This window comes from Zobellia laminariae (assembly GCF_030553095.1).
In the GTDB taxonomy this organism is placed as follows: domain Bacteria; phylum Bacteroidota; class Bacteroidia; order Flavobacteriales; family Flavobacteriaceae; genus Zobellia; species Zobellia laminariae.
This window is the reverse complement of record NZ_CP130738.1, coordinates 4,388,722-4,407,208: the sequence shown is the minus strand read 5'-3', so window position 1 is coordinate 4,407,208 and position 18,487 is coordinate 4,388,722. Positions and strand designations below refer to the sequence as shown.

General features: G+C 36.8%; 13 protein-coding genes and 1 pseudogene. 7 read left to right on the top strand and 7 right to left on the bottom strand.

Annotation, left to right across the window (positions count from 1 at the left end; translation table 11 throughout):
- Positions 1–39 precede the first annotated feature (39 nt).
- Together Q5W13_RS21250 and Q5W13_RS21245 are read left to right on the top strand one after the other, a co-directional pair.
- Entirely contained in the window at positions 40–1,197 is a 1,158-nt protein-coding gene (locus Q5W13_RS21250) for a vWA domain-containing protein (protein WP_155596559.1), read from the top strand.
- A 78-nt stretch (positions 1,198–1,275) separates the two neighbouring features.
- Positions 1,276–2,744, top strand: a pseudogene (locus tag Q5W13_RS21245) (MoxR family ATPase).
- Positions 2,745–2,815: 71 nt separating this feature from the next.
- On the opposite strand, the gene Q5W13_RS21240 reads toward Q5W13_RS21245, so the two are convergent.
- The 3 genes from Q5W13_RS21240 to Q5W13_RS21230 all read right to left on the bottom strand — a co-directional run bounded on the left by Q5W13_RS21240 (position 2,816) and on the right by Q5W13_RS21230 (position 5,812).
- Entirely contained in the window at positions 2,816–4,216 is a 1,401-nt protein-coding gene (locus Q5W13_RS21240) for a DUF6242 domain-containing protein (RefSeq protein WP_304444419.1), read from the bottom strand.
- A 241-nt stretch (positions 4,217–4,457) separates the two neighbouring features.
- Complete coding sequence (locus tag Q5W13_RS21235; RefSeq protein ID WP_304444418.1) at positions 4,458–5,471, bottom strand: Kelch repeat-containing protein; 1,014 nt, start codon at positions 5,469–5,471, stop codon at positions 4,458–4,460.
- Between the two features lie 173 nt (positions 5,472–5,644).
- A complete protein-coding gene (locus Q5W13_RS21230) occupies positions 5,645–5,812 on the bottom strand; it encodes a hypothetical protein (protein WP_304444417.1) in 168 nt (55 codons plus the stop codon).
- A gap of 337 nt (positions 5,813–6,149) precedes the next feature.
- Here Q5W13_RS21230 and Q5W13_RS21225 point away from each other — a divergent pair, with 337 nt between their 5' ends.
- The 4 genes from Q5W13_RS21225 to Q5W13_RS21210 all read left to right on the top strand — a co-directional run bounded on the left by Q5W13_RS21225 (position 6,150) and on the right by Q5W13_RS21210 (position 12,190).
- Positions 6,150–7,850, top strand: coding sequence for a chondroitinase-B domain-containing protein (locus Q5W13_RS21225; RefSeq protein WP_304444416.1), 1,701 nt, complete (start codon positions 6,150–6,152; stop codon positions 7,848–7,850).
- Positions 7,851–7,864: 14 nt separating this feature from the next.
- The gene (locus Q5W13_RS21220; RefSeq protein WP_304444415.1) at positions 7,865–8,467 is read left to right on the top strand and encodes a hypothetical protein; all 603 of its coding nucleotides are present in this window, start codon (positions 7,865–7,867) and stop codon (positions 8,465–8,467) included.
- Between the two features lie 121 nt (positions 8,468–8,588).
- The gene (locus Q5W13_RS21215; protein WP_304444414.1) at positions 8,589–9,644 is read left to right on the top strand and encodes a polysaccharide lyase family 7 protein; all 1,056 of its coding nucleotides are present in this window, start codon (positions 8,589–8,591) and stop codon (positions 9,642–9,644) included.
- 380 nt (positions 9,645–10,024) lie between these two features.
- Positions 10,025–12,190: a chondroitinase-B domain-containing protein gene (locus Q5W13_RS21210; protein ID WP_304444413.1), complete on the top strand. Its 2,166-nt coding sequence runs from the start codon at positions 10,025–10,027 to the stop codon at positions 12,188–12,190.
- Positions 12,191–12,310: 120 nt separating this feature from the next.
- On the opposite strand, the gene Q5W13_RS21205 is transcribed toward Q5W13_RS21210, so the two are convergent.
- Genes Q5W13_RS21205 through Q5W13_RS21195 form a run of 3 tightly spaced genes read right to left on the bottom strand, consistent with a single transcriptional unit; the run spans position 12,311 to position 14,497 of the window.
- Complete coding sequence (locus Q5W13_RS21205; protein WP_304444412.1) at positions 12,311–13,804, bottom strand: sensor histidine kinase; 1,494 nt, start codon at positions 13,802–13,804, stop codon at positions 12,311–12,313.
- Positions 13,801–13,956 (bottom strand): winged helix-turn-helix domain-containing protein, encoded by a 156-nt coding sequence (locus tag Q5W13_RS21200; protein ID WP_304444411.1) that lies wholly within the window; start codon positions 13,954–13,956, stop codon positions 13,801–13,803. Before Q5W13_RS21200 ends, Q5W13_RS21205 begins: the two co-directional genes overlap by 4 nt.
- The gene (locus Q5W13_RS21195) at positions 13,940–14,497 is read right to left on the bottom strand and encodes a response regulator transcription factor (RefSeq protein ID WP_304444410.1); all 558 of its coding nucleotides are present in this window, start codon (positions 14,495–14,497) and stop codon (positions 13,940–13,942) included. The genes Q5W13_RS21200 and Q5W13_RS21195 overlap by 17 nt, the downstream gene beginning before the upstream one ends.
- 238 nt (positions 14,498–14,735) lie before the next feature.
- Here Q5W13_RS21195 and Q5W13_RS21190 point away from each other — a divergent pair, with 238 nt between their 5' ends.
- Positions 14,736–17,693 carry a T9SS type A sorting domain-containing protein gene (locus tag Q5W13_RS21190; protein WP_304444409.1) on the top strand — a complete coding sequence of 986 codons (2,958 nt, stop codon included), beginning with the start codon at positions 14,736–14,738 and terminating at the stop codon, positions 17,691–17,693.
- Between the two features lie 171 nt (positions 17,694–17,864).
- On the opposite strand, the gene Q5W13_RS21185 is transcribed toward Q5W13_RS21190, so the two are convergent.
- Positions 17,865–18,344, bottom strand: a complete 480-nt coding sequence (locus tag Q5W13_RS21185; RefSeq protein ID WP_304444408.1) for a hypothetical protein — start codon at positions 18,342–18,344, stop codon at positions 17,865–17,867.
- Positions 18,345–18,487 lie beyond the last annotated feature (143 nt).

Here is an 18,487-nt window from a genome sequence, read left to right as displayed (position 1 = left end):
AGGGAGGTGTTAACGGTTTTATTAAGTAATTTTATACTTATGGCTATGAACACAAGAAAAGGGTTCCGGTTTTCAATATATGAAGCACCGGAACAAACTCCTTTTGATAAACTTTTTGATATATTTCAAGAACTCATAACCCATACTTCGGGTGATTTTGACGAGGCCATAGATTGGCTTCGTGAATTGGATAAGGAGTATGAACTGACGGATGATGAATATACGATTGATGATTTTATTGAGGAGTTAAAAGCAAAAGGATACATTCAAGAGGAATTTGACGATGATGCTGCCGGTGGAGAAGGAGAAGAGGGCGATGAAAATGGTGGAAAAGGAAATATTTCTATTACCGCTAAAATGGAACGCTTAATTCGCCAACGTGCATTGGATCAGATTTTTGGTAAAATTAAACGTAGTGGTTCCGGAAACCATAAAACAGGAAAATCCGGACAAGGAGATGAGCATACAGGAGATTTGCGAGAATACCGTTATGGTGATGGTTTGGAGCACATTTCAATGACCGAGAGTCTTAAAAATGCTCAAATCAATCATGGTATGGGTAGCTTCACTTTAAATGAAGACGATTTGGTGGTTGAGGATACTCAGCATAAAGCGCAGATGAGCACTGTATTGATGATTGATATTAGCCACAGTATGATTCTGTATGGCGAAGATCGGATTACACCAGCTAAAAAAGTGGCAATGGCATTGGCAGAGTTGATTACAACCCGTTATCCGAAAGACACTTTGGATATTTTGGTTTTTGGTAATGACGCTTGGCCTATTCCCATAAAGGACCTTCCGTACTTAAAGGTGGGACCGTACCATACGAATACTGTAGCTGGATTACAGTTGGCAATGGATATGCTACGTCGTAAGCGGAATACCAATAAACAGATTTTTATGATTACCGATGGAAAGCCCAGTTGTTTGAGGCTTCCTGATGGTACTTACTATAAAAATAGTGTTGGTTTGGATGAGTATATAGTGGAGAAATGCTACAATATGGCAAGACAGGCTCGAAAATTACATATTCCTATAACCACGTTTATGATTGCCCAAGATGCTTATCTGATGCAATTCATCAGGCATTTTACCGAAGCAAATAAAGGCAAGGCATTTTTTACAGGACTGCAAGGTTTAGGTGAAATGATTTTTGAAGATTACGAAACAAATAGGAAAAAGAGATTGAAATAGAGAAAGCCTGGAGTTCTAAGTACAGAAACAATAAGGTTTTGATTTACTATACAGATTAAGAAAAAGAGATTGCGACATATGAAATTAGATCACAAAAAAATAAAAACTCTTGGCGAATTAAATGCTGCGGGCTATCAAACAAAGAGTATTAAAGATGAGTTGCGAGACAACCTCATTCAAAAAATAAAGAAAGGTGAAGAAACTTTCCTGGGGTATGGGGGTATGAAGATTCCGTTATTCCAGAGTTGGAGCGCGCTATTTTATCTCGGCATAATATTAATTTACTAGGATTGCGTGGTCAGGCTAAAACTCGTTTAGCTCACTTAATGGTAGATTTATTAGATGAATATATTCCTGTAGTAGAAGGTTCGGAAATTAATGATGACCCTATGAAGCCCATGTCTAGATATGCCATGGAGCTGATTAAAGAAAAAGGAGATGACACTCCAATTTCTTGGTTGCATAAAGATGAGCGTTTTGCCGAAAAATTAGCAACACCAGACGTTACCGTGGCCGATTTAATTGGAGACGTAGATCCTATAAAAGCGGCAAACCTTAAATTGTCTTATGCAGATGATAGAGTGATTCATTTTGGTATGATTCCACGGGCCAACCGCTGTATTTTTGTCATTAATGAACTTCCGGATTTACAAGCACGTATTCAGGTTTCTCTATTTAATATATTGGAGGAAGGAGATATACAGATTCGTGGTTTTAAACTGAGGTTACCGTTGGATATTCAGTTTGTGTTTACCGCAAATCCAGAAGATTATACAAATAGAGGAAGTATAGTAACGCCGTTGAAAGATAGAATTGGGTCTCAGATATTAACACATTATCCGGATGATATTGAAACCGCTAGAAAAATTACGGAACAAGAAGCTAATCTTGACGCACGCCAAACGGATTCTGTTTATGTACCGGACTTGGCCAAAGATTTACTTGAGCAGATTATTTTTGAAGCTCGTGATAGTGAATATGTAGATGCTAAAAGTGGGGTAAGTGCACGAACAAGTATAACCGCTTTTGAAAACCTTTTGAGTACTGCAGAAAGAAGAGCTTTAATAACAGATGCTAGTAGCACTATGGTACGATTGAGTGATTTTATGGGGATTATCCCTGCCATTACCGGTAAGATAGAATTGGTTTATGAAGGTGAGCAGGAAGGTGCAGATGGTGTAGCTGAAATTTTGATTGATGATGCTGTAAAAAGCCTGTTTCCAAAATATTTTCCAGCAATAAACAAACTGGAAAGAAAAGACGCTCCATCTCCATATGATGATTTGTTGAGTTGGTTCTTTCAAGGCGAAGGTTTTGAGTTATTAGATGAGTTTACGGATGAAGAATACAAGCGAACGTTAGACGGCATTCCAGAGCTAAGTCAGCTGATAAAAGAACATCAACCAGATTTCCCAAAAGAAGATGTGTATTTCTTGAAGGAATTAATTTTATGGGGGCTTGTATCACATAAAAAACTGAGTAAAAATAGATTTGCCGAAGGCTATCAATTTAAAGACCTGTACGGAAGTTATATAGATGGGTTGTAGAAAACCCTAGTCTTAAAAATAAAAAAGCCCTTTCGTTTAGAAAGGGCTTTTTTATTGGTATGTTGTGTTAGTTATTCAATAATCCAAATATCTCTAAGATAACTTGAAGTTTCTTCATCTAAATACCAACCCGCATTAATATATGCCTTATCATTAAAAACAGTTCCTGTATGGTCTGATCTTTTACCAAAATTTGGATTATTCTCTTCCTTAATCCATTTGATGCCATCTTTGGTGTACCATACATCATTTTGAGGTGTATAAGACTGATAGTTTGGGTCTAATGGGGATGGACCAAGGGTTGAGCCGCCAATCATCCAAATTCGATTTTTAAAAACAAATGCAGCTTGGCCATTTCTACCATCAAAAAGATTATCTGCATCTATTTCTGTCCAATTTTCTCCATCTGATGAAGTCCAAATATCATTTCTTACGTATGGACTTGATGTATTTCGATTAAGACCATAACCTGCAAAAAGATATAACTGATTATTAAACACTAAAGTTGAGTGTCCTTTTCTAACCGGAAATCCAGCATCTCCAGTAACTAAAGTCCAATTAACTCCATCATCAGAAGACCAAACATCGTTTGTTTCTTTAAATTCAGTTGAATCACCTTCATAATACGGGTCATATCCTCCAATTACCCATAATTTATTATTCCATACTGTTACCGAATGTTCTTCTCGAGCTTGAAATGGAGCATCTTCTACTTCTAGAACCCAGTCTTTACCATTTATTGAAGATAAAATATCACCTTCACCTTGAGTACCAAACAGCCATATCTTATTATTAAAAACAACACAAGTATGTCTCCATATAGCTTTACTAAAAGCATTTTTATTTTCTAGGGTAAAATTTAATCCATCATCTGAAGACCATACATCACCATCACTTTGAGTGGAAAATTGACCGTAACCACCAATAAGCCATACCTTACCTTGAAAAACGACAGTTTGATGTTTAATCCTTGGCATGAAGCCTTGATTTGTTATTGCAGCTTCACTAGTTAAGCCTATATCTCTAGTGGTAAAGGCATACGTGGTTTCACTAACAACTTCCGCACCGTTATCATCTTTAGCAATAACTTGCCAATAATAAGTAAATCCTAATTGCAATGACTCTTTAATAGTAAATTCTGTATCAGATAAGTTTTCGCCTAATAGGTTTAAATTGTTTTCTGCATCTCCAAGGTAGAAATCGTACAACACCGTATCATTATCTGAATCTGTAGATTCAGCCCATGTAAAGTTAGGAGTTAGCGATGCTCCTATGGTACCATCTTCTAAAGAAATTAAATTAAAAGAACTAGGAGCTGCATTTTCTTCTATAGGTTCTTCCTCTTCTTCTGGAGTTTCCTCTTCCGGTTGTTCCATTTCTTGATCTGGTACGTTTATTTGCGTATCATCTTCAGAACACGAATTTAAAAATATTAAAAAAATACTGGCTAAAAGAAAATCTTTAAATTTCATGCAAGGCTTTTTTAGTTGAGTAGATATAACCATATGCGCTTAGAAATATTGTGGTTTTTTCGATTTTTAGATAAAGTGAATATTATTTCTAGTATTACTTAAATATGTCCTATCCAAATTAGGTGCGCTAGTTTAAAGACCTTTATGGGAGTTATATAGATGGGCTGTAGAAAACCCTAGTCTTAAAAATTAAAAAGCCCTTTCGTTTAGAAAGGGCTTTTTTTATTAGTTGTTAGTATAATTATTCAATGACCCACACGTCATTGTAGTGAGATCTAAGATTATCTTCTTGGTCAATATGTAATCCACCAGAAACAAGTATTTTATTTTCGAAAAAAGTAGAGGCATGTCCTAATCTTCCGGTATAAGAATCGCTACCGCTCAGTTTATTCCATTCGGTTCCATTATCTGAATACCATACATCTGCGAATGAAACAACGTCTTGCTCCATAGTTTCTTGATTCGTTACTGCTTGCCAGCCACCAATGACCCACATTTTGTTGTCATACACTAAAGAGGTATGATTAGCACGAATTTCAAATACAGATTCAGTAGCTATTTCCGTCCAGTTTATGCCATCTGTAGACGTATAAATATCATTATAGAATAAAGGTGAGAAATCTTGAATTGTAGTTCCCCCCATTAAATACATTTTATCATTAAATACTACCGTAGTATGGTCTGTACGTGGTGAGAACTGTGTGCTAGATGCTGCTTCTGTCCAAGTTATTCCGTCTTCAGAATACCAAACATCATTCATTTGTTCAGTTACCTTAGTTCCACCAATAACCCACAACTTGTTATCATAAACAAGGGTAGAATGACCTTCTCTAGAGCCAAATGGACCGGATAAATCATTCCGTACCCAATCTATACCATTAGTAGAGGACCAGATATCACTAAAACCTCCACCAATAATCCAAAACTTATTTTTGAATACAATAGCTGTGTGGTTATTTTTTCCTCCAAAATCAAAAGGATCCTCTGCCACTAGCTCCCAGGTTTTTCCATCTACAGAAGACCATACGTCTTTGTAATTTGAGTTATCGTTCTGACCACCAATCATCCATAATTTACCATCAAACTCCGTAATGCTATGATTTCTTCTTTTGCTAAATTCCGCATTAGTAGTTAAAGCAGTTTCAGAAAACGTATAGCCTTTAGTGCTAAAGCTAAAAGTTTCGGTACTTTCGGTTTTACCTCCATTACCATCACTGGCAACTACTTTCCAATAATATACCTTGTTTCGTTCCAAGCCTTCAGTTATAGAAAACTCATTTGTTGTTAAATCTTCTGCTATAATAGTTTCTGGAGATTCTGTTGTGTCTAAAAAAAGTTTATAGGTAAGTTCATCGCCATCTGGATCTGTTGCGGTAGCCCAAGTTAAAGTGGGATTTAAATCAATATCTGCTGCACCATTATCTAAAGCTACAAGATTGAATGCTTCAGGAGCACCATTCCTGGAACTTGTTCTTCTTCTTCTTCTTCTGGTTGCTCGGTATCCGTATCTGGGACATCAATTTGCAAATCATCACTAGAACATGCGCCAAAAATCAAAAGGGAAGTACTGATAAATAGTAGGTTTTTAAACTTCATGATAGGGATTTTAAGTTATGAGTATATAACTATCAGCCTTATAAAAAAATTTGAAGCTTTAGACCAAGTGTTTCTTCTTTCAGATAAACATCAATTTTAGGCAATAGCAGTTAGGTGAATTGATAAATAGGAATAGTAAATGAAGTTTTGAGTTACTAGTTATCGTCAGGAGTAAGGACAAAATCCTTTGTTTAGAAAGATAAATAAACTATATTTGGTAAACCAGTTTGGTAAACCAATTAGACAAGATGGCAATTGGATGTGGTTACTTAATCTGTATTCGAAATTCTCAACTATTTTAAAGAACCAAATAGAACAACTCTCTCAATACACCTAAATGATGAAAACTAGTTTATTAGCAATTAGTGCAGCTCTTTTATTACTTTCCTTTACTAAAATCCCTGATTATCAAGATTTTTATGTGAAGAACATAGCAGAATTGAATGCTGCAATAGGTAGTGCAAGTCCTGGAGATGAGATCATAATGGCCAATGGCGAATGGAAGAATGTACAAATTAAATTTGTAGGTTATGGAACAGAAGAGCATCCAATTACGCTTAAAGCCGAAACTGCTGGAAAAGTTTTCATCAGTGGAGTATCTGACTTAAAATTTGGTGGAGATTATTTGGTAGTCAGTGGTTTATATTTCACGAATGGTTATTCTCCTTCCGATGCCGTGGTGGAGTTTGCTATTAATAAAGATACGGTTGCCAATCACTCCAAGCTTACCAATAGTGTAATCTTGGATTATAATAAGCCTCAAAAAAACCAAACGGATTTATGGGTTTTGTTTCATGGGCGTCATAACGAGCTAGAAGGTTGTTATATTGCTGGTAAGGCAAATAGAGGGCCAACGGTCAGAATTGATTTGGCAGGGAATCATAGCATAAAGAATTATCATAAAATCACCAACAATTATTTTGGACCAAGACCTCCAAAAGGTGGTCCAAGTGCAGAAACCATACAGCTTGGTAATAGTTATACGTCAATGGCTCCAAGTTACACCTTGGTTCAACATAATTTCTTTGACAGATGTAATGGCGAAGTTGAAGTTATTTCAAGTAAAACCAACTTTAATGAATTTAGAAATAATGTTTTCTATAAAAGTGAAGGGTCAGTGGTTACAAGGCACGGTAACTATTGTATTATAGATGGCAATTATTTTATAGGCGATAAAAATTCTGAGCAAATAGGAGGAGTGAGGCTTATTGGAACAGGACATTGGGTAACGAACAATTACTTTTTTGACCTTAAAGGAGATACGTTCAGAAGTCCGTTGGCCATTATGAACGGTATTAAAAAATCACCTTTAAATAGATATATACAGGTTACAGATGTAGTGGTAGCCTATAATTCATACATTGATTGCTCTCCTTGGCAGTTTAGTGTTGGTTCTAACGTAGATCAAAAGGATATTCTTCCCGCTAGCGAAATCAGGTCTGAAAGACCTATTCGTACAATTGTGGCCAACAACCTAATCTACAATGATAAAGGTGTTGAGCAAGTTGTAATTGCTCACGATTCTTTAGATGGAATTGATTTTGAAAGTAATATCATTAACAATCAAGGAGTTTCATTTGATAAAATATCGGGTATTGAAGCAGAAGATTTTTCAATTTCGGAATTGGAAGAAAATGTTTGGATTCCATCGGCTGATTTATCCAGTCCGGAACTTTACAATGGTTTTGAATTTGATTTAATTAAAAAGGACCTTTTTGGGAATTCAAGAGAGGAAAAAAACGAAGTTGGGGCGGTTGTAGGTAAACCGGCAGAAAAACTGAATCTAATGGATCTATCTCAGTACGGTCCAGATTGGTATTCTCCAAATTCTGCTAATGACTATGTACCCAAAACTTATTCAGTTAGTTCAACTTCCAAATTGGTTAGTACGCTCCAGAAAGCAAAAAATGGAGATACCATTGTTCTGACTTCCAGCAAGTATAAGCTGAAAACCTCTTTAAAAATTGATAAAATGTTGACCATACGCTCAGCGGATGTCAATAACAAGGCTATTATTCAATATAATGGTGCTCCATAACACCGGCTTTTAAAATGAACCCTAAAGGAAAGCTTACTCTTAAAGGTGTTTACCTTATAGGCGCAAAAGATCAGTACGCGTTCGCAAGCTTAAAAGAGAACATGTCCAGTCTTTATAATTTGACCGTTGTGGATTCCGAAATATTTAATTTTGATTATGTTCTAAAAGCGTACAAACATTCATTCTCCGAGTATATTAAGTTTAAATCTACTTCTATAAAAAACTGTGCAAATGGTTTGGAACTTTCTGAAGAAACCGATGATCGTGGGGAATATAGTGCAGAGAATATATTTATAGAGAATTGTCAATTTGAGAATGTTGGCAAAAATGTAGTTGATTATTATAGGGGTGGTTATGATGAATCTACTGTTGGTGGAAACTTAGTTGTAACTAATAGCACTTTTGAAAATTGTGGTGCCAACGAAGAAGACGGAATTTTACTTAACACCTATGGTATTATTAATGTAAATCTTTCAGAAAATAAATTTCTGAATAATCCGGTAAAATTCGTTGCACGTTTATGGGGAGCCAAAAATAACACCCATGCGAATAACAAAATTACAAATTCGGGGGAGCTTATCGTAGAAGAAAACCTTCCACTTAAACTTATGTACTAATAAAGTATTCTTTAGTAAACTACCTCGGGGCGAGCCCAGAGGCATTAAAAGGATTACACTTTGATTTCGAGGCAAGCCTCGGAGCATTTAATCTCGATTATCGAGTAAAATCAATTTGAAGATGAAAAAATCAGTATTTACGGTAGTGGCAGTTTTAGCGTTATTCGCTTGTAAGAACAATGCTAAAGTCTCTCCGGATACAAGTTCAGAGGCAACAGCTCAAACTGAGAAGGAAACAAAATATCCAAGTGATGTAATTCCTTTTATGGACGAATGGAAAATTCTTTTGGGTGACGGAACTCGTTCTGAGGAATTAGTGAACTATGAGAAAAAAGATTTTTTCTATGTTGAAAAGGATGATAAAGCGGATTGGGTTGTGTATAAAACACCTAACTCTGGGGTTACCTCAAGAACTTCAAGTAACACAAGAACCGAACTGGGGCAAAAAAAACATTGGATACCAGAAACGGGAGGTAAATTAACCGGTACACTAAAGGTTCAGCATGTATCTACTTCAGGCGATGCTAGAGTTGCCGCGTCATATTCCGTGGTAGTCGGGCAAATCCATAGTGATGAAGGACATGAGAACGAACCTATAAAAATCTTTTACAAGAAGTTTTACCATACAAAAGGTTCTGTTTTTTGGAATTATGAAATTAATACAGAGGGAGACAATTCAAAAAGATGGGATTATTCAACAGCCATTTGGGGAAATGATATGTCTGTTGTTGGAGAGACCGCAACTTCATATCCTGAAGAACCTGAAAACGGTATTGAATTAGGAGAAGAGTTTAGTTATGAAATAAACGTCTTTAAAGGTATAATGTATCTAACCTTTTCAAGTGAAGCACATGACACTGTAAAATTCACAAAAAACTTATTGAAATCAGATTTCTCTAAAAAATCTGATATACCGGAACAAATATGGACTTTGTATGCGTCTATTGGTCGTGACGGAATTGAACGTGAAAATGCATATGCTGGTGAAATTCAATATTTCAAACAAGGTGCATACAATCAAACTAATGGAAAATCTCCAGAGGACAATATGGTTTGGAGTACAGGTTCCGAAACGTATGGTGGAGATATAGCAAAACAGTATGCAAATGGCTGCTATGCAGAGGTTTGGTTCAAGGAAGCCACTGTAGGTGAAGGTACATTGCCAATTGAAGAATAGAATTCGGCTAACAGGTAGTTGTTATTTAATGCTATGATGTGGTTTTAATAGACATGTCTAAATGGTGCTAAGTCAATTCACCTTTATAATATCGACAATTTCAGCAAGGGGATATTTGTTGTTAAGGCTAATATGCACCGATTTTGTGTTAAAAATTTGTGAGTCTGGCAAATATCTGTACATTTGGTAAACCAGTTTGGTAAACCAATTTACTTTATGATACACTTAAATAAGATATTCTCGTTAATTTTAATCACGGTTAGCTGTTCTTTCGCTACCGCACAGCAAGCTAAGCCAGTTAAGAATGTAGCAGAGTTTGAAGAAATACTTCCAAAGGTGCAAACTATGGAGATAGTATTGTTCTCGCTAATGGCGCATGGATGGATGCAGAACTTTTATTTGAAGCAAATGGTACTGCAGAAAAGCCTATTACACTTACCGTAGAAGAAAAAGGAAAAGTAACTTTAGAAGGAGCTTCTAATCTAAGAATTGCAGGTAACCATTTAATAGTTAAAGGTCTTGTTTTTAAGAATGGATACACGCCAACAAATGCAGTAATCTCTTTTAGAAAAAGCAGAGAAGAGATGGCTAATAATAGCCGCTTAACAGAATGTGTTATAGATAATTTTAATAATCCAGAACGTCAAGTGCAGGATTATTGGATAACGATATATGGTAAAAACAACCGCATTGATCATAATCATATTTCAGGAAAAAAGAACTTAGGTGTTACCATGATTGTTGGTTTGGACACAGAAGATAGTAGAGCAAACAATCATCAAATAGACCACAACTATTTTGGTCCTCGACCAACCTATGGTAATAATGGTGGTGAAACCTTAAGAATCGGAACTAGTCATCATGCGCTAGAAAATTCTAATACGTTAGTAGAGTCTAATTACTTTGACAGAACAAATGGCGAGCACGAAATTATTTCAAATAAATCTTGTCAAAACACCTTTAAATACAACACCTTTTTTGAGTGCACAGGTACTTTAACTATGCGTCATGGAAACGAAACCTTAGTAGACGGTAATGTATTTATAGGTAATGGAAAACCAAGTACAGGAGGTGTGCGTGTTATTAATGAATCGCAAACGGTTATCAATAATTACCACATTGGTTTAACAGGATACCGTTTTAGAGGAGCCTTTGTTATGATGAACGGAGTGCCGGATTCACCACCAAATCGTTATGTACCGGTTATTGATTCTAAGGTAAACAACAACACGTTTGTCAATTGTGAAAATATCCTTTTTGGTGCAGGTAACGATGATGAAAGAAGTCAAGCACCAAGAACTTCTGAATTTTCAGAGAATATTATTTATAATGATAGCAAGAAAGACATTTTCACTATTAACGATGATATTAGTGGGATTACTTTTAAAGATAATATTTTAGGTGAAAACTCAGAAACAAGTATTAAGTCTGGTTTTAAAAATGCGAATATTAAATTAGTGAAAAATGAGCAAGGTTTTTTAGTACCTACATCAAGGAAAATAAAAACTAAGGTTACCATAAGTCCAAAAATTGCCACTAAGGAAAATACCGGAATAGTATGGTATTCAAAAGCAGATAAAAATGTAGTATTAAATTCTGGTAAAACATTAAAAGTAGAAGCCGGTATCAATACTTTATATGAAATCGTTAAAAAATCAGAAGCTGGAGATATTATAGAATTAGAAGAAGGTGGAACATACTTACTAACTAAAGCGGTAAAAATAGGCCACCCACTAACATTTAAAACGGTTGGAAAGGAAAAAGCAACTATTTTGTTTGAAAGAATGATGGCGTTTGAAATCCAAGATGGAGGTGGTTTATCTTTGGAGAATATAACTTTTGATGGCGCAAAATCTCCTGATTACGCTGGCAACTCGGTTATAAGTACTAGTAAAAATTCCATGTTGGATAATTATAAATTATTTATTGATAACTGTGAGTTTAAAGATATGGTGGTAAACCATTCTTTTGATGTGCTAAGAGTTTCTAAAGGCACATTTGCAGATACCATTAGTATTCAGAATTCGACCTTTAAAAAAATTACAGGTAGCATTGCTGCATTAGATAAAGAGACTGATGATATTGGAGCTTACAATGTGGAATACTTCATAATGAAAAACAATACCATAAGCGAACTGCAAGGAGCAGCGTTACGGTTATATAGAGGAGGTAAAGATGAGAGTACATTTGGCCCTTTCTTAGAGATAGACCACAATGTTTTTGACAATGTTGGTTTTGGTAAGAAGAACAAATACAAATCTGCCATATCATTATACGGGGTACAAGAAACAGATATCAAAAACAATATTTTTAAAGATAGTAAGGCTATTGAAATGCATTTGGTAGTTGGTGAGCCTATAGTTAAAGTGCGTAATAATGCCCTAAGCAATTCTGAAAAACTTGTTGTAACCGGAGATCAGAAATACCTTGTAGAAAACCAATGGGATTTAGCTCCTGAGTTTACAGATGAATCGTCGTACTCATTAAGTCCTGATTCTCCTTTAAAAGGAAAAGCTACAGATGGTAGTGATTTAGGGTTGAAATAGGAGAGAAGAAAATAGAAAAGTTTATTGAACTTAGCAGCAGAACAATGTTTTTTGTTGTTTGCTAAATATGAAAACTGAACACCACTTCATTTAAATATGAAATAGTGTTCAGTTTTTATTTTAAACTTGATAAGCGGGTAGGTGAAATATAAAAGAGCTCCCTTCCTTAGGCTTACTCAAAACAGTGATAGTTGTATCATGCAAATCCATAATTTTTTTAACTATAGCCAAACCAAGCCCGTACCCTTGTTTTTTAGCGCTTTTATCCACCTGTTTGTAACGGTCAAAAATAAAAGGCTGTTCATTCACAGCAATACCAGTTCCCGTATCCGTAATGTTTATCTCTACATTTTTTCCTTTTTTCTGAAGTGATAGGGTGACTTTGCCGTTTGCCTGTGTGTACTTTAACGCATTCTCAATCAAGTTCTGCAAAGCTCTTTCTACAAGGCTTACATCTGCAAAAACCATACAATTTTCTTCTGGATTGTCTAACTGAAGGTCAATTTGTTTCTTTTCTGCTAAAACCCTGAATTTAGCAATTAGATCATGAGAAAGTTCAGTGATGGAAAAAGGCTCTTTTACCGGAGTTACCTGTTCCGCTTCCAATTTAGAATATTCAAAAAGTTGATTAATTAAATTAGACAACTTATCTACATTATCATGCGTAATTTGTAAGTATTCTTGTTTTTGTTCTTCTGTAAGCGAGTCGTTTTTAATCTGTAATGTTTCAATATATCCCTTTAAAATTGCAAGTGGTGTTCTAAGGTCGTGTGAGACATTGGCAATCAATTCTCTTCGTAACAAATCAACAGATTGCATCTTATCCATATTGCCAACAATACTATCGGCCATTTCATTAAAGGAGTTAGCAAACACTTCAATATCAGAATTTTCAGGATTTGCTATACGTGCTTGCAAGTCCCCATCATGAAACTTACGGACCGTCTTTGTAATTAACCGTAAATTTTTAGTCAAGAACCAAATAGCCAAAAGACCAATAACCAAAGAAAACAGCATGGTTAATAGGGTTGCTCCAATTCCCAATTTGGTAAAATATTGATTTAACAGATTGTCACTTACTTCTTGAAATTTTTTACCGGCAAGCACAATGTAAACGTATCCTTCACGACCATCTACAGAATAGGGTGCTGCTGAAAATATCTTTTGTTCTCCAATATTACGTGGGTCATCACCTAGAACAAAGCGCTCGCCTTTATTTTTAATGAAAAATTCTATAGGAGTTAATGAAACACTCTTGGTAGAACTTTTATCTCCATGATCAAGCACTACAGAATAAAGAACTTCTCCCGTTTCATTTAATAAATAGACCTCAATACTTTGGTTTACGGCCATCATATCATGCATTAAATCACCAAAAAGAGGTTTATTGACGCTACCATCCTCAAGGAATGGAGAAGCATCTTTGAATTTTTCGGCAATTACATGGTTAGCCACATCGGCATTGAGTCTTTGAGTGGTTTCTTGGCTATATTTATTGGCAAAATAGCCAGTGATAAATATATAAGAAGACCCCATTAGTAAAACAAGAAGTATAAAGGCCAACCAAAGTTTTTTGATTAGCTTGGGTGTCAAAGTTTTTTCTTTCTGGCTCATAGTGAGATGTCTTCATTAAACTTATAACCAACACCCCAAGTTGTGAGAATAAAGGTAGGGTTGGCCATATCAGATTCAATTTTGGCTCGTAAACGATTAATGTGCGAGTTAACCGTATGTTCGTAACCCTCAAAATTATACCCCCATATCATGTTCAGGAGTTCTGTTCTTGAATAGTTCCGTCCAGTTGGAAGCCATTAATACCAAAAGTTCAAATTCCTTTGGGGAAAGCTCAATTTTAGTATCGTTTAAGAGCACTTTTCTTTTGTCAATGTCAATAAAAAGTCCCTCAAAAGCAATTGTATCAGTACTTTCAGTTTTGACCTGTTGTGCATCTGTACGACGCATTACAGCTTTAATACGGGCCAATAACTCTCGAATACTAAAGGGCTTTGTGATGTAATCATCAGCACCTATTTCTAGTCCAAGGACACGATCAATCTCTTCAGATTTAGCCGTTAGCATGATAACTGGCGTGTTTTTTTCGGCTCTTAACTTTTTACAGATTTCAATTCCATCCATGCTGGGGAGTGTTAGATCTAAAAGTATAAGGTCGTAATCATGGTTAAGAGCCATTAGCAAACCTTCGGCGCCATCCATTGCCTTAGATGTCTTATAAATAAGATCGGTAAGGTGAATCTCTAAGAGTTTGATGATTTCTGGATCATCTTCTATAATCAATATTTCTTTCATAATTCAGAGTACGAATGACGTTAAAAAGTATCACATAGTTATCACGGGAAGTCTAAAATAGACAAACGGTAGGCAAGGGGCTATAATAACCTATGAAACCCTAAAATTATTGATAACCTAATGTTTATGTGGGAAATGTTCACAAAAGTATCACGGAATTAGTCCAAAAGTTTAGCTTTCTGTGATTTCTCGCTTCAATATAACAATTAGTTTGGGTACAAATTAAAAACACGTTATTATGAAAAGAAAACTACTATTTTGTTTGAGTGCGAACAACAGACCTCGAGCATTGTCCTGGTCTGTACTTTTGCTGACTTTAGTGACACTCCTAGTGTCTCCTAAAATTAAGGCAAATGATATAAATGAGGGTTCTGATGGAGGAGAAATTAGCGGAGAATCTTTTGAGTTTTGCGTTGGAGATAATTATCCGGACCACGTTTCTGGAGTTGCCGTTAGTGGAAATAGCGGTGAAAATTCACAGTGGGTAGTTACTGATGAAACAGGTAAAATATTAGGGCTTCCACCTAATCCAGAAGCTGTAAATTTTGATGGAGCTGGAGTAGGAACTTGTTTTATATGGCATCTAAGTTATATGAACGGTTTGGAAGGCCTAGAAGGTGGTATGAATGTTTCTGACCTAAAAGGGGATTATGATTTTTCTAATTCTGTTAAGGTATATCGAAACCAACCGGATGGAGGAACTTTAACCGGTGGTCCTTTTGAATTTTATATAGACGGTACTCCGGACATGGTCAGCGGTATCGCCATTATAGGTGAACGTTCGGGAAAGAACAGCACGTTCGTAATCACGGACGAGGATGGAAACATATTGGGTATTCCACCATCGTTGGCGGCAGTTGAAGGCGTTGACTTTGATGGCGCTGGTGCAGGTACTTGCTTGATATGGCACCTGCGTTATGAAGACGGACTAGAAGGAGCAGAGATGGGACTTAACGCCAATGACCTTGTTGGATGTTATGATCTGTCAAATCCTATAGAAGTGGTTCGTAAGGAGAAAATGATGGTCGAAGCCGGAGAACTTTCCGGAGGGCCTTTTTATTTCTGCGTAGATGGTACAGAGGATATGGTATCTGGAATCGGCATGAGTGGTGATGCGACGGGCAGTAACAGTTCCTTTGTAATTACGGATGATACGGGCAAGATACTCGGACTTCCTCCAACACTGGAAGCTGTAGAAGGCGTAAACTTCGATGGAGCGGGAGCGGGCACTTGCCTAATCTGGTACCTGAGATATGAAGATGGACTAGAAGGTGCGGAAATGGGAATGAACGCCAATGATTTAAAGGGTGATTTCGACCTATCGAACCCGATTATGGTAGTACGTACAAAGACAGATGCCGGAACGTTAACCGGTGGTCCTTTTGAATTTTATATAGATGGTACTCCTGACATGGTCAGCGGAATAGCCATTACAGGAGAACGTTCGGGAAAGAACAGTACGTTCGTAATTACGGACGAGGAAGGAAATATATTGGGCATCCCACCATCTTTGGCGGCAGTTGAAGGCGTAGATTTTGATGGCGCTGGTGCAGGTACTTGCTTGATATGGCACCTGCGTTATGAAGACGGACTAGAAGGAGCAGAGATGGGACTTAACGCCAATGACCTTGTTGGATGTTATGATCTGTCAAATCCTATAGAAGTGGTTCGTAAGGAGAAAATGATGGTCGAAGCCGGAGAACTTTCCGGAGGGCCTTTTTATTTCTGCGTAGATGGTACAGAGGATATGGTATCTGGAATCGGCATGAGTGGTGATGCGACGGGCAGTAACAGTTCCTTTGTAATTACGGATGATACGGGCAAGATTCTTGGACTTCCTCCAACACTGGAAGCTGTAGAAGGCGTAAACTTCGATGGAGCGGGAGCGGGTACATGTCTAATCTGGTATCTGAGATATGAAGATGGACTAGAAGGTGCCGAGATGGGAATGAACGCGAACGACCTACAAGGGAATTTTGACCTAACGAACCCGATTATGGTAGTACGTACAAAGACAGATGCGGGAACATTGACCGGTGGTCCTTTTGAATTTTATATAGACGGAACTCCGGACATGGTCAGCGGAATAGCCATTACAGGAGAACGTTCGGGAAAGAACAGTACGTTCGTAATTACGGATGAGGAAGGAAATATATTGGGAATCCCACCATCTTTGGCTGCAGTAGAAGGCGTTGACTTTGATGGAGCTGGTGCAGGTACTTGCTTGATCTGGCACCTGCGTTATGAAGACGGACTTGAAGGTGCGGAAATGGGACTTAACGCCAATGACCTTGTCGGGTGTTATGACTTATCCAATCCTATAGAAGTGGTTCGTAAGGAGAAAATGATGGTCGAAGCCGGGGAACTTTCCGATGGACCTTTCTATTTCTGTATAGATGGTACGGAAGATATGGTATCGGGAATCAGTATGAGTGGTGATGCGACGGGCAGTAACAGTTCATTTGTTATTACAGATGATACCGGTAAAATTCTTGGACTTCCACCAACATTAGATGCTTTAGAAGGTGTAAACTTTGATGGAGCGGGAGCGGGCACTTGCTTGATTTGGTACCTGAGATATGAAGATGGCCTTGAAGGTGCGGAAATGGGACTCAACGCCAATGATTTAAAGGGTGATTTTGACCTATCGAACCCGATTATGGTAGTACGTACAAAGACAGATGCGGGAACATTGACCGGTGGTCCTTTTGAATTTTATGTAGACGGAACTCCGGACATGGTCAGCGGAATAGCCATTACAGGTGAACATTCAGGAAAGAACAGTACTTTCGTAATCACGGATGAGGCAGGGAATATTTTAGGCATCCCACCATCTTTGGCTGCTGTTGAAGGCGTAGATTTTGATGGCGCTGGTGCAGGCACTTGCTTGATCTGGCACCTGCGTTATGAAGACGGACTGGAAGGTGCGGAGATGGGACTTAACGCCAATGACCTTGTCGGGTGTTATGACTTATCGAACCCTATAGAAGTGGTTCGTAAGGAAACTCCAGTAGTAGAAACGGTGTCAAAAGCGTATCCAATACCAGCTTTAGATGTGTTGAATGTTTCTTTGCCTGACTTTACTTCTCGTAGTGTTAATGTTTCTATATTCGACACCGCAGGAAATCCAGTACATAGTGGTGTTAGTCAAGTTGAGGATAAGAAAATTGCTCTCAATGTTCAATCAGTGCCATGAGGGTTTATACCTTCTAAGAATTAGCCAGGCAAATGGTAAAACAGTTACAAAGAAGATTGTAATCAAATAACCATTAGATTGTCATTGTATTATGAACAATTGCTATTTTGTTCAAAAAATAAACCCCGTTATAAAACGGGGTTTTGTATTTATAAAAGAATAACTGGGTAGTTATTCCCAAGAATCGATTTGTTGGTTCATGTCATCAAATACATAGGCTCCGACCATATCTCTACGGTATTTGATAGCTAATAGGGTAAGACCTAATAAAAACAAGTGTAATATAAATATCAATATCCCCATCGGTATAAAACTAGCTGGTATAATATGGTTTTCAAATTCTGAATAACTCGTAAGAATAACTAAGGACTCTATAGTTTTGAAAACATATACCCCAAAAACCGCATATAGAATATATTCTATATTACGCATCTGTGGGTCAGTTAGTTCTTCTTCTTTAATTTTAAACCATAACACATATAAAAAGGTAATATGTGACAGGCTCAACAACGGAAATATGTAGTTGTTAGGTTTGAGCAAATAAAATGTATTGGTGTATAGGCCGTAAAAATTGAATACAATGAGCACGGCAATAACAGCAATAGAAACATTTATTGTTCTTTTTAGGAATATTTTTAAAATAAACTTCATAAAAATTTGTTTTCCAGAGGTTAGCGGTTGAAATAAGGAGACTAAAAAACGCCTTTTTTCCTACTTTATTTAAAATAATCGTTAAAGTGCAATATGCTTTGTTAATCTTGGTATAAACTATAATTTTTTTAATCAATAATAGA